The organism is Rhizobium sp. Root1220, from assembly GCF_001426265.1.
In the GTDB taxonomy this organism is placed as follows: Bacteria; Pseudomonadota; Alphaproteobacteria; order Rhizobiales; family Rhizobiaceae; genus Rhizobium.
Genome location: NZ_LMDG01000006.1, coordinates 132406 through 144170 on the forward strand (window position 1 = coordinate 132406; position 11765 = coordinate 144170).

An 11765-nucleotide genomic window follows, 5' to 3' on the forward strand; every position below is an offset into this window, starting at 1 on the left:
TTCGAGATTGCTTTGAGCCAGGATCTAGACAGTACCGCATTCCAAGGTCTTGAACGTTTGTGCGTTGAGTACAGTGCAGATGGCATCACGACTGCGCCCGCCTATCCCGGCATCGAGCGCATCGAGGCGCAGTTTCGCGGCAACGCATTCGAGCCCCATCGTCACGATACCTATGCGCTCGGCGTGACGATCAAGGGCGTGCAGGCGTTTTCCTACCGGGGCGAGAGACGTTTCAGCATGCCGGGGCAGGTGATCGTGCTGCATCCGGACGAGGAACACGATGGTGGCGCCGGCACCAACGACGGCCTGCAGTATCGCATGCTCTATCTGGAGCCGGCACTGCTGGCTGAATGCCTCACTCGCGGGAAGGTCGGCTTGCCTTTCGTCGACGAACCCGTGATCGCAGACGCCGTTTTCGCCGAAACGTTGCTTGCGGCGCTCGGAGAACTGGACCTGGAACTCGATGAGCTCTTCGTTGCGGATTTCACTGTGAGGGTAGCAGGTCGCCTTGCGCAGCATGCCCGCACGCCGGAGCGACCTCTCGGCTATATCGCATGGCGGCGAGCGCGATTGGCACGAGATTATCTGGAGGCACACTCCACAAGGACGGTCCGCTCCGGCGAACTTGAGGAGGTAACGGGCCTCGACCGTTTTGCCCTGGCGCGGCATTTCCGCGCCGCGTTCGCAACCAGCCCGCATCGCTATCTCCTGATGCGGCGGCTGCAGCAGGCGCGCGCCATGATCTGCGCGGGCTTGGCACTGTCGGACGTCGCTGCTGCGACGGGCTTTGCCGACCAAAGCCATCTCAATCGCCATTTCAAGAAGGCCTACGGGATGACGCCAGGCCAGTGGGCGGCTCTCAGGCGGGGTTTTCCGCCAGCCCCGATCGTCGGGCGATGAAACGCGCGAGCATCGGGCCAGTAAACAGGATCACAAGGAAACGGCCGGTTTGCATCGCCATCACAAAGGGCACGTCGACATTGCTGGAAGCGGCAATGATCGCGACGGAGTCGGCACCTCCGGGGCTGGTGGCAAGATAAGCCGTCAGCGGATCGATGCCGGCAAACCTGTGCAGGGCAACCGCCATGCACCCACACAGCGACATCAGAAGCAGGATCGAGCCCGCAACGCGGGGCAGGGCGCGGGCAGCGTGCACGATGATAGCGCGGGTGAAACGCAAGCCTATGCTCCAGCCGATCAGGGCGTAGCTGATCGCGAGCAACCACATCGGAAGTTCGATCGTCAATAGGCCGAAGCCCTGTAGCAGCGAGCCGACAACCAGCGGAACGATGATGGTGCCACCCTGGATCCGGAAGCGGACGGCCGCATAGGCCGAAAGGCAGGTAAGTGAGACCGTTGCTGTGAATGCCGGCCAGTCGATCGGCGGAAACAGGACCACTGGTGGCGGCTCGCCGCCATCGGCTGCGACCCAAAGGCGCGAGACTACAGAAGCGGCGACGGCAACGAAGACGACGCGAAGATACTGCATGAAGGCGACGAGACGGGCGTCCGCGCCATACTCCTCGGACATGATGACCATTGCGGAGGCGGCACCCGGAGAGGAACCCCATACCGCCGTCGTTCCGGGTAGAACCTGCAATCGGGTCAGCACCCAGCCGAGGACGCTCGCGAAAACGATGACTGCGATGATCATTGCCAGGAAGAGCGGGGCGTCCGCTGCCATGGTCTGCAGAATGTCGACGGTGATGGCGCGCGCCATCAGAAAGCCAACGAGTGCCTGGCCGAACAGCAGCGGCCAGCGCGGAACGCGCAGGGAGCCTTGGCCGACGGTCAGTGCCAGGATGATCGCGGCTACCATCGGGCCGATAAGGAGCGAGGCCGGCAATCCCAGGAGTTCGAGGCCGACCACCAGCAGCGCCGAGATCGACAGCAGTATGCCCCATCGCGGCAGGCTTGCCTTGTGAAGCTGGCGTGATGAGTCGTTCAAGGCCTTGTTCCCGTGAATACCTGGCCGAAGCCGAAACGTCGCCGGTGCAGCCGAACAGGGGTGATGACGCTGGCTGAGCGAAGAAACCGGCGGGAGGTTGAACGGTGCTCGACGGATATAGGCTTCACCAAAGTATGGGGTCAACAACCAAATCCAGCCGCGAACGACTCGATCATTGTCGCGTACCTCGCACGGAGGCGATGGCTCGGAAGCGTCGGTGACGCATCGGCGGATTGCGCGGCGCGCAGCCTGCGCGTTGCGCTTTTTCTGGCGGTGTCAGGAAGGTTTCGCACCTCTGAACCTGCCGCTTGTGCGAACGACCTTTCGCGTCGATTCTTGCACTAGACAGGCGTCGCCTCTTGTCTCATACCAACCTGCCTTCGGGCGGCGAAGGTAGGGGAGACCAACGAGATGGCGCTCAAAGACGCTAAGGCCGGCAAACGAAACGAAGCAGGCATTGTTGCTGCTCTCGGCATCCTGAAGCAGAGCTTCGGCGAGCGTTTCCAGACCGGCGAAGCTTTTCGCGCCCAGCATACACATACCACGACCTATATTCCCGCGCAGCTTCCTGACGGTGTGCTGTTTGCCGAGAACGCCGATGACGTGAAGGCGGCAGTGAGGATTTGCGCTGAGCACAGGGTGCCGGTGATCGGATTCGGAACCGGCTCGTCGCTGGAAGGTCAGGTCAATGCGCCGAACGGTGGTATTTCGATCGATTTCAGCAGGATGGATCGGGTTCTTTCAGTCAATCCGGAGGATCTTGACTGCACCGTCGAGCCCGGCGTGACGCGCGAACAGCTGAACACCTATCTCCGCGATACCGGCTTGTTCTTTCCGATCGATCCGGGTGCCAATGCTTCGATCGGAGGCATGACGTCGACGCGGGCTTCCGGCACCAACGCCGTTCGCTACGGTACGATGAAGGATAACGTCCTGGCTGTGACGGCGGTGACCGCCAGTGGCGAGGAGGTCCGCACCGCCCGGCGCGCCCGCAAATCATCGGCCGGGTACGATCTGACGCGGCTCTTCGTCGGCGCCGAAGGCACGCTGGGCATCCTGACCTCCGTAACGCTCCGGCTGCAAGGAATTCCGCAGAAGATTGGTGGCGGGGTCTGCGCGTTTCCGAGTGTTCGCGCCGCTTGTGACGCAGTGATCATGACGATCCAGATGGGCATTCCTGTCGCCCGCATCGAGCTTCTCGATGCATTGCAGATACGAGCCTGCAATGCCTATTCGAAATTGAGCTACGAGGAGAAGCCGACGCTGTTCCTCGAATTTCACGGTACGGATGAAACCGTTCCTTTGCAGTCGACGCAATTTGCGGAGATCGCAGCTGAATGTGGTGGCGGCGAATTTCTCTGGACCGTGAATGCCGAGGAGCGAACCAAGCTATGGAAAGCCCGGCATGACGCCTATTGGGCGTCCCGCGCGCTGGCGCCCGACATGGCCGCGCTTTCGACCGATGTTTGCGTGCCTATATCCCGGCTGGCGGACTGCATCGGCGAGACGCAGGTCGATATCGAGGAGCATGGACTTCTGGCGATGATCGTCGGGCATGCCGGCGACGGGAATTTCCATGTCTTGCTGCTGTTCGACGATAAGACGGAGGAGGGGATCGCTGTAGCCGAGGCGTTTGTCGGACGGCTCAACGCGCGCGCGCTTACGATGGACGGAACTTGCACCGGCGAGCACGGGATCGGTCAGGGCAAGATGGCGTTTCTCGAAGAGGAACTGGGCGGGGCAGTCAATCTCATGCGGCAGGTGAAACAGGCACTCGATCCGAACGACATCTTCAATCCCGGCAAGATTTTTCATCATGCCTGAAAATGAACATTCTGATGCTCTTGTCTCTGGGCGATAGCGCCGATGCGGAAGACAATCTGGGATGGAGATGGCAAGCGATCAGAATTCGTCTCTAAATCAAGGAAATAGAGCGTGCTGTTGCCGGAAAGCGGCTTCACACCTTTTGGTATCATGCTCTAGTGTCCACAATGGAATGCTGAATGGAGAATATTTGACTTGGTAGGCCGGTTCCTCGTCTTTTTGGGCGGCGTAGTCGTCGTGGCGCTATTCGTGGCGCTGCTTGCCCCGCTTTTTATTGACTGGACCGATTTCCGAAAGAATTTCGAAGACCAGGCAAGCCGCATCATCGGGAAGAAGGTTACCGTCCACGGTTCGGTCGATGCAAGGCTGCTTCCGTTTCCCTCGGTGACATTGCACGACGTCCGCGTCGGTCAGGAACTCGACGGATCGCCGATCGTGCAGATCGAACAGTTTTCGATGGATGCGGAACTCGCCCCTTTTCTTTCCGGCGAGGCACTGATTTTCGACATGCGTGTCGTCAATCCGAAGGTTAAGCTGAGGCTTCTGAAGGACGGGACGCTGGACTGGACACGCGGTAGCAAGCCGGAGATACCGGCGCGCACTGTCGTTCTCGAAAATGTCGAGGTTTCCGGTGGCGATATCCGGTTCATCGACGACCAGTCCGGCCGGTCGCGCCACATCACCGGGCTGAACGCGGAGATGTCGGCAAAATCACTGGCGGGCCCATGGCGGATCGACGGTGACGCGGCGCTCGATGGCGAGCATGGGGCCTTCACCATCGCCAGCAACCAATTGGACGAAAACGGTATTCTGCGTGTGCGGACACGGCTGCAGCCTGACAGGCAACCGGTGACCGTCGACCTCGATGGCGAGTTGAAGCTGGTCGATCGCAAGCCGAACTACCAAGGGATGATTTCGGCGGCGATCGAGAATCGTGGAGAAGCCAAGAACGCGGACAACGCCTATGTGCCTCCGCGGCTCAAAGGCAAGTTCGAGCTCACCAACGAGAGCATCCGCATACCGGAATATCGCCTGGAGGTGGGCGCGGTGGACGATCCCTATGTCGTGACCGGCGAGGCAACGCTCGACACGGGAAGCAAGCCCCAGTTCCTGCTGACTGCTGAAGGCCAACAGATCGATGTCAACCGTATCGGCAATCAGGGCGCAGGCGGCAAGACCGCGCGCGATCCCGGTCTCTCGGCCCGCCAGCGGTTGAACACGCTGATCCAGATCGTATCGCAGATACCCGTGCCGCAGGTGCCTGGGAAGGCGAGCGTCCGTCTGCCGGCAATTGTGGCCGGCGACACGGCGATCCGCGACGTGCAGCTCGATCTCGAACCTGCCGGAAAAGGCTGGATGATCGACAATGCCGTTGGCACGTTGCCTGGCCGGACGCAGGTCGAGGGCAAGGGACATCTGAATCTTCAGGGGCAGCCATCGTTCGACGGCCAAATCACCGTCGCATCGAATCAACCGACCGGACTGGCATCCTGGCTTGCCGGTTCGGTCGACCCGGCGATCCGGCAATTGCGGGAGGCGGGTTTCTCGGCGGATGTTAGCCTCACCCACGACCGGCAGACGTTCGACAATCTCGAGATTGCGGTCGGGCAGGCGACGCTGAAGGGCAGGCTGGAGCGGCAGGCGGTCGCCAACCAAGAGCCGACGCTGGATGTGGCTCTGGCGGGCGATGCGTTGGATCTCGATGCGTTGCGGGCGTTGACGGGGCTGCTTACAGGCCAGGATGCCGGCGACAATGTGCTGGACCACAGGATCCGGGCGCAGCTCAAGGCAGACAAGTTTACCGCGTTTGGCGTCGAGGCGGGAGATGTCGAGACAAGTTTTACGATCGCCGACGGGGCGCTGGCGATCGAGAAGCTATCCGTCAAGAATCTGGCCGGCGCAGAGGTGACTGCGACGGGCCGCGCCGAGGGATCGCTGCTGGACTACAAGGGTTCCGGCGAAATCACTTTCAAGTCTGCCGATCCTGGTTCGTTCTTTGCGATGCTCAAGCAGCGCCTGCCGCAGCATCCTGTCATGGATCGGCTTGTGCGCAACGCCGCGTGGTACACCAATACGGCGCTGCGCGGGGTCCTTACGCTCGGCGGAGACGAGGGCGACGGCTTGACGTTGACGCTTGCGGGGGTCGCGAATGGCAGTCGCGTCAATCTCGACTATCGCATGTCGGATCTCCTGGCGTTGACGGGCAAGGGGACGACAACCCTCGAGGCGACGCTCGAAAACAATGTGACTTCCATCCTGTTCGGACAGGCTGGACTTGATCCGCTGCCTATCGATGCCGACACGAACGGTCGGCTGACACTCAAGGTGCAGGCCGAGGGAACAGATCCTGCCGATGCGGCGCTGACCTTCGCGACGGATCGAACATCGTTTACCGCAAGCGGTAAGGTTGACGTTCGTCCGCAGACGTTCATGAACGGTCAGCTCGCCCTGTCGCTTGAGAGTGCCGACCTCGATCCTTATCTTGTGATGAACGGCATCGCCGTGCCGCAAATGGGCACCGGCCTCCCTTTCAAGCTGACGACGACGGCGACGGTGGATGGTGAGAAGATTGATTTCGCCGGCATCGCAGGCAACGCGGCGGACAATCAATTCAGCGGCGCGCTGACAGTTGACCGCAAGGCCGAGAAGACTACGGCGGCAGGGGAGATGGCGCTTTCCAAGGTCGATGGCGCGTGGCTCGGCGAAGCGGTCTACGGCCCGATGACGGACGCGACCAGCGGCGACCTGTCCGGTGGCGCTCTTGGCTTGCCTGTCTTCAAGGATATCGACGTCAAGCTGAAGCTTTCGTCCAAAGAGTTCTGGCCGGGCTGGTCGGGAGCGATTTCGGACTTTACCTCGAACGTGACCTACAAGGGCGATGAACTGCAACTCAACGATATCAAAGGCGGCTGGGATGGCGGCCATGTGGACGGTAATCTGCTGTTCACCAATGCAGGCGGCAATGGCTTCTTCCAGACAAAACTTGCGCTGACGGATGCGGATCTCGGCGGCGTTGTCTGGCAACGGGATGGAGCACCTGTTGCCAACGGCAAGTTCGGCCTGTCTCTGTCGGCGGAAGCGTCCGGGAAATCGATGAAGGACATTGCGGGTTCACTGAATGGATCCGGCGAGATTCGCCTTGGCGACACGAGCGTTCGTGGCCTCAATCTCGGCATGCTCGTCCCGTTGCTTGCGGCCACCGATCCGATGCAGGACCAGATTAATGCCGGCAAGGTTCACCCGATCGTCGAGACTTTACTCAACAACGGCGAGGCGAAGCTGCCTCCCATTGGAATCCCGTTCAACGTGACCGACGGCGTGCTGCGGCTTCAGAACGTCAGTGTTGCAACCGATCACGCGAAGCTCACCGGCAATGCCGAGATCGACTTGCCGCAGGAGCGGATCAACGCTTCGCTCAATATTGCGCTCAACCCGGGCGGCGAGGTGCTCTCAGGTGTCGAACCGGCGGTTCGCCTCGATTTCACAGGTTTGCTGGCGTCCCCGGGACGCACGATGGATGTGACGGATATCACTGGCTACCTGTCGCTGCGCGCGTTCGAGCGTGAACGACGGCGCGTCGAACGGTTGCAGTCGAATGTACTCGAGAAGCAGAGGCTGCGGCGCGAGGTGGCGCTTTACAAATTCAACGACGCCGAGCGTGAAAAGGCTGCTGCCATCGAAGCGCAGCGACGGGCCGAGGAGGAGCGACTGAGGCTACTGGCCGCACAGGCGCAACGCGAGAAGGAAGCGGCTGAGGCACGCGCAAAGGCGAAGGCGGCGGAAGACGCAAGGGTTGCTGCGGAGGCCGCTCGGCGTCAACAGGAGGAGCTCGTCGTGCCGCCGCAGAATTCCCTCAATTTCGAGACGGTACCAGGACTTCCCGGTGTGCAGATTCCTCAGTGAGAAGCGAGACATCACGGGCGCCCCAGCCACAGCGAGACAGCTGAAAGGCATGTACATTTCTGCTTCAAGCTGTCCGCCCGTCCGAGGCCCCAAAAATGAACGAAATTCAGCCGGCGGTGTTCGACTTCAGCCACGCCAGCACATGTAGCCGCAGCGCGGATGAGAGATTGCTTTCCGGGCTGCGCTGGTCGTCGATCTCGGAGATAAGCGCGGCCAGCGGAATGCCGCGTCCCTTCGACATTGCATTCAACTCGCTCCAGAATTCATCCTCGAGCGAAAAGCTGGTGCGATGTCCGTGCAGTGTGGCCGAATGCTTGCGGATCATCGGCGGGGAACTTCGTGCCTTGGTTCGACAGGTTGAGAAAATGATTCCGGAAGGCGTGCCAAATATCTGGACGCACGGCGCTTTCTGCCGATGGCGGGCTCACTCATCGTCATCGCGTTTGTCGATCCGGCCCTGATCGTGGCTGCGCTCTGCTTTTTCGTTGAGCGCCTTGGTCAGGTTCTTCTCGACTTTGGTTCGGCCGAACGAGACGCGGTTCTGCTCGGCCTGCTTCTCCTTCTCGGAGCGGAGCTGCTTCTTCTTGAACTGGCGGAGGTTGACGATTTCGGCGCTCACGGCGGGCCTCGATCCGGTACAAAAAAGGGAAGCCTGCTTCCCTTTGTTGATTACTGCTTCTTGCGGAACGCATCGAGCGAGACGACCGAGCCGGGTTTCTTTTCCTCGCCATCGGCGGGCTTGGCCACGCCATCTTCCTCCGGCTTTTCGGCGGCTACCGGATAGGCGGTGATTTCGGCAGCTGGCAATTCTTCGCTGTCGGCGAGCGGCACGTCGAATTCCAGTTCGAAATTCACCGACGGGTCGTAGAAACCGCGGACGGCGTTGAACGGAATATACAGTTTCTCAGGGACGTCGGAGAAGGACAGGCCGATCTCGAAGGTCGTCTCCGTAACCTTCATCTCCCAGAACTGGTGCTGGATGACGATGGTCATCTGTTCCGGATACTTCGACTTCAGATGTTGCGAGATGCGAACGCCTGGCGCGCCGGTGAGAAAGGTGATGAAAAAATGATGCTCGCCCGGCAGGCGGCCCGTCGCGGCGACTTCAGACAAAACCTTGCGGATTACTCCGCGCAGAGCGTCCTGTGCCAGAATGTCGTAACGGATGTGATCCTGCCCCATGCTTTGTCCTGTCTTTCGTTCGTTCTACGTCTTTTCGCGAGGCTATATGACATGCCGAGGCACCTTCGGAAAGGTCGGAGCCGAGTCATGCTTTTTCAAACCATACATGATTTGATCGCGGGGGAGAAGGTGAAGGCTTCTGTTGCCAGGTGCCTTCGGACCCCGCCTAGAGGTGCGAACCACTAGGACTTGATTTGAAGTGTCACACCGCAATTAAGCAGCGAGACGAGCTTCCGCATAGTTGTCATTTGCAACTACAATTTTAGCCCGATAACGGCGGTACAATGCCGAGCAAAAAGACGATCTTTACACCCTTGTCGATCCTGTTTCGCCCCCATCAAAAGCCGGCCATCTCATTGCAGGGCCGCCGGTTTTTGGTGGAGGCGCCGGGTACCGCCCCCGGGTCCAATAGGCTTATTTCACCGCTCATTTATCGCCATATCCGGTCCGAAGACCGGCATGGCTGATATAGTGTTTTCCGATCGACATGGGAAGAGGCATCGTCGCATTAGCGTCATCCGCCCCGAGATTTTCCGGGATAAAAGTTGCTCACGATTGGTTTTGCCTGCGGATGCGCTTAAATGTAGGCAAAATGGAATCGGCAGCGAACGATGAAGCAGTATCTTGAGCTCTTGACGCATGTGATGGAAAACGTTCGGCGGACGTATCTCTGGGCGTACTACCCTTTTCCGCGAAGCAAATCCGTACCCTGGTACGAAGCTATTGGAACAAGACCGCAAATTGGGTTGGTAGGATATGGTAGCGGTACCGTCGGCGAAGCCTATTGACCTCACTTAAGAAGCCTATTGGATATCCCGAATGAGCCGACATCCCGAGACACAATATCTCGATTTAATGACGCATCTCATCACACATGGCGACCGTCGAATTGATCGTACGGGTGTAGGGACGTTGGCTACCTTCGGAGCCATGATGCGCTTCGATCTTTCCGACGGGACCTTTCCCGTTTACACGACGAAACGGGTTTATTGGAAAACCGCGGTTAAGGAGATGCTCTGGTTTCTGACCGGGCAGACAAACATCAGGTCGCTACTGGCTGCCAATGTAAGGATTTGGTCCGACTGGCCGCTTGCTCGATATCGCAAGGAAACGGGCGACGATATCTCGCAAGCAGCCTTTGAAGAGCGCGTACTCGGCAACGAGAGCTTTGCCAACGAATGGGGCGACCTTGGGCCTGTGTATGGTAAGCAATGGCGCCGCTGGACGGACAACGACGGCGTTGAGCACGACCAGATTGCAACCATCATAGAGACTCTTCGAACCAATCCCAGTAGTCGGCGGATGATCTTCCATGCATGGAACGTTGGCGAACTTGCAGATATGGCGCTGCACCCGTGCCATATGGTCTATCAGTTTTATGTCTCTTGCCTCGGTTCGGGGGCGCCTACACTATCGCTGATGGTCACCCAGCGGTCGAGCGACCATCTACTAGGCAATCCGTTCAACATCTGCCAACAGGCCGCGCTCCTTGCGATGGTCGCTCAGCAAGTTGACCTAACACCAGGGGAACTCATTTGGTCCGGGGGCGACGTGCATCTGTACCTGAACCACGTCGAACAGGCGAAAGAACAGCTCGAGAGGGAGCCGAGACCGTTCCCCAAATTAACGTTCGCTCGAAAACCAGCATCGATTGATGACTATCGTATCGAAGACTTCATCGTCGAAGGTTATGATCCGCACCCTCCAATCGAAGCGCCTGTAGCCGTGTGATCGTTGCCCGAGGGCCGGGGCGGGCCCTGTTGTGCTGGGCGCGTGCGATGGGACCACAATCAGGTGTGGCTACCGGCTGCTGAAGCGAAGAACTTCCTGCTGGTCGACGTTAAACGATTTCGAAAGGCGGGGGCCGGACCTGCTTCCAACGGACGCCGACTATAGGCTCCAAACAAAACATATTCTGAATGGCCCGTAGATTTGTAGACGCCTTCCTTCCTAAAATTGAGGTAGGAGGCCCATATGGGCAAAGCTAATTTCAGCGACGATTTCAAACTTGACGCGGTGCGTCAGATGCTGTCGCGCGTCGAGTTAGAGAAGCAGCAGAAAATCTTACCGAGGGTGTCTACGAAACTCGGGGCTATTCATTTGGATGTCAGGCCTTGCCTGAATTGGCAACTTGTGGGGAGCGTCGCACCTAAGGCATGCTCGGTGAAACGGCAGCTAGGAGGACCAATGGTGCCGGACACGAAGGGCATTTTTGCCACGCGCATCTCCGGTGAACGAATGCCCGACACTGGCCTATTCACCTGGGATATGAACAACGATCTCGTTTACGCAGATGGCGCACTTGCCGAGCTATTTGGTCTCGACCCAATCGACACTGAACGGGGGCTGCCAGTGCAGACTTATCTCGACCGTGTCCATCCTGACGACGTTGCTACGCTCGCGAAGCAGATTAGTGATGCGATCATCGCTCAGCACCCGAGGGTCCAACACTATCGGGCACAAACGGCGGATGGTTCCTATGTTCGGGTTTCCGCGTTCGGGAGATGCTTTCGGGACCGACAAGATAATCCCATCCACTACGCTGGAATCGTGGTTCCCGCCGAGACGCCCCTCGATGCTCAAGCCAGTCACTAAGAAGTATGGGCTCGCCATCGCTCATCGTTACGCCAGGGCCGCCGTTGGCATCCTTTCAGGCGTTCTCCTCGTACCCTCGTCGATACGTCGTCTAGCCTGCTCAAATTCGCAGCAGGCTAAACGTGTCTGTAGACTGATTAGAGAACCGAGACATTCTCGGCCTTTGACTCCCCGGTCTTACGATCCTGAGGAGATCCCGAACGTCCGCAAATGGCGGATATCGTTGAAAAACTCGCCGCATTAGCTTCTCATCCGCCCATTTTGTTTTTCCGGGCGGAGTACCAACGCGTTTCTGCCCCGCGCCTCGGCGCAG

The 11765-nt window shown here is 59.2% G+C and carries 9 protein-coding genes and 1 other RNA gene; 5 read left to right on the top strand and 5 right to left on the bottom strand.

The genetic code is table 11. The annotated features are described in order from the left end of the window. Positions 1 to 12 precede the first annotated feature (12 nt). Positions 13 to 900 (top strand): AraC family transcriptional regulator, encoded by an 888-nt coding sequence (locus ASC90_RS07150; protein WP_056537472.1) that lies wholly within the window; start codon positions 13 to 15, stop codon positions 898 to 900. Here the strand turns inward: ASC90_RS07150 and ASC90_RS07155 are convergent. Then, the gene (locus ASC90_RS07155; RefSeq protein ID WP_056537475.1) at positions 860 to 1948 is read right to left on the bottom strand and encodes an AbrB family transcriptional regulator; all 1089 of its coding nucleotides are present in this window, start codon (positions 1946 to 1948) and stop codon (positions 860 to 862) included. The two genes, ASC90_RS07150 and ASC90_RS07155, sit on opposite strands and share 41 nt — an antisense overlap. Positions 1949 to 2359: 411 nt before the next feature. Here ASC90_RS07155 and ASC90_RS07160 point away from each other — a divergent pair, with 411 nt between their 5' ends. Next, a complete protein-coding gene (locus ASC90_RS07160) occupies positions 2360 to 3772 on the top strand; it encodes an FAD-linked oxidase C-terminal domain-containing protein (RefSeq protein WP_056537478.1) in 1413 nt (470 codons plus the stop codon). Between the two features lie 195 nt (positions 3773 to 3967). Continuing rightward, a complete protein-coding gene (locus ASC90_RS07165) occupies positions 3968 to 7675 on the top strand; it encodes an AsmA-like C-terminal region-containing protein (RefSeq protein ID WP_056537481.1) in 3708 nt (1235 codons plus the stop codon). 106 nt (positions 7676 to 7781) lie between these two features. Here ASC90_RS07165 and ASC90_RS07170 read toward each other — a convergent pair whose 3' ends face one another. The 4 genes from ASC90_RS07170 to ssrA all read right to left on the bottom strand — a co-directional run bounded on the left by ASC90_RS07170 (position 7782) and on the right by ssrA (position 9355). Then, positions 7782 to 8000, bottom strand: coding sequence for a ribbon-helix-helix domain-containing protein (locus tag ASC90_RS07170; protein ID WP_056537484.1), 219 nt, complete (start codon positions 7998 to 8000; stop codon positions 7782 to 7784). 99 nt (positions 8001 to 8099) lie between these two features. Then, the gene (locus ASC90_RS07175) at positions 8100 to 8294 is read right to left on the bottom strand and encodes a DUF4169 family protein (protein WP_056537487.1); all 195 of its coding nucleotides are present in this window, start codon (positions 8292 to 8294) and stop codon (positions 8100 to 8102) included. A gap of 50 nt (positions 8295 to 8344) precedes the next feature. After that, entirely contained in the window at positions 8345 to 8857 is a 513-nt protein-coding gene (locus ASC90_RS07180; RefSeq protein WP_056537490.1) for an SspB family protein, read from the bottom strand. Between the two features lie 128 nt (positions 8858 to 8985). Next, positions 8986 to 9355: a transfer-messenger RNA gene (gene ssrA, locus ASC90_RS27865) on the bottom strand. Between the two features lie 321 nt (positions 9356 to 9676). On the opposite strand from ssrA, the gene ASC90_RS07185 reads away from it, so the two are divergent. Both ASC90_RS07185 and ASC90_RS07190 read left to right on the top strand, forming a co-directional pair. Then, a complete protein-coding gene (locus ASC90_RS07185; protein WP_056537493.1) occupies positions 9677 to 10588 on the top strand; it encodes a thymidylate synthase in 912 nt (303 codons plus the stop codon). Positions 10589 to 10831: 243 nt separating this feature from the next. Then, on the top strand, positions 10832 to 11452 hold the full coding sequence (locus tag ASC90_RS07190; protein ID WP_244480334.1) for a PAS domain-containing protein: 621 nt from the start codon (positions 10832 to 10834) through the stop codon (positions 11450 to 11452). The last annotated feature ends 313 nt before the right edge of the window (positions 11453 to 11765 follow it).